Here is a 1248-nt window from a genome sequence, read left to right as displayed (position 1 = left end):
AAAAAGGGCTACTCTATCAATGTCTTTTGTATGAGGGCAAAAAAAATATTATGGGGGCGTATTACACGCCACACGCGATTACAAATGCAATGACACAAAACCTAGATTTTAGCAAAGGGCAAATATTGCTAGACCCTGCTTGTGGAAGTGGAGCGTTTTTTATGAGTCTGCAAAATGCCAAACCAAGCCAAATTTTTGGGATTGATAACGACCCTATCGCTGTGTTTATCGCTAAAATCAACCTTTTGCTTAAATTTAAAAACGATGAATTTATTCCACAAATTTATTGCGTGGATTTTTTGGAATCTAGCACAAAAACCTTACTTGAAAACACAATCCAAAATCCACTCCAAAACACACAATTTGATTATGTTATCACTAACCCGCCGTGGGGAATCTATCGCAATAACACACACAAAAAGCCACAATCTACAAGCCCAAAATCCTGCGAAGATTCTATCATTTCAGGTGAGAGATTTTCGCTCTTTTTTGTCAAGTCTTATAAGCAACTAAAGCCAAATGGTATTATGAAATTTTTGCTCCCAAAATCAATGCTAAATGTCAAAACACATAAAGATTTGCGAGAATTTATTTTAAGCAATGGCACATTGCAAGAAATTACACATTATGCAAATATTTTTAGTGGCGTTAGCACGGAGTTTGTGAGCGTGGAGCATAAAAAAGAGATTCTTGAATCTAGAGGGAAAACAAAATCCAACTCCAAATCAAACCCCACAAAACAATGCAAAATCATCACAAACAAACAAACACTACAAGTCCCATTATCTGCATTTCACATAAGCCAAAATCTAAATTTTAACCCACTTAACGCCCAAGACATAGCAATTATTCAAAAAGTAAAAGCACAGGGCAAATTTGATTTAAGCGCGAGCATTTGGGCGTTAGGAATCGTTACGGGGGATAATAAAAACGCCCTGCATAAAGAGCAGATTTTAGGCAGTGAAAAAATTTTCACAGGCAAAGAGATTGTGCCTTATCGTTTGCAAAAAGCGCGAAATTTTATTATGTATGATAGAACGAAATTTCAGCAAGTGGCAAAAGATGAGATGTATCGTGCGAGCGAAAAACTTGTGTATAAATTTATCTCAAACAAACTTATTTTTGCTTATGACAATAGCGGGGCGTTGTTTCTAAATAGCGCAAATATCCTTATCCCGCGCATTCCAAATATGTCAATCAAAACCGCGCTTGGCTTTTTAAATTCTGAACTTTTTGCGTATTTGCACC

At 36.4% G+C, this 1248-nt stretch carries 1 protein-coding gene; it reads left to right on the top strand.

Annotated elements, in window-relative coordinates:
* Positions 1-1248: Eco57I restriction-modification methylase domain-containing protein (locus tag ACWIX0_RS13660; protein ID WP_454174531.1), on the top strand; the 1248-nt coding region annotated here is incomplete at both ends.

This window comes from Helicobacter sp. T3_23-1059, assembly GCF_053654515.1.
This window is presented reverse-complemented; position numbering and strand designations above follow the sequence as displayed.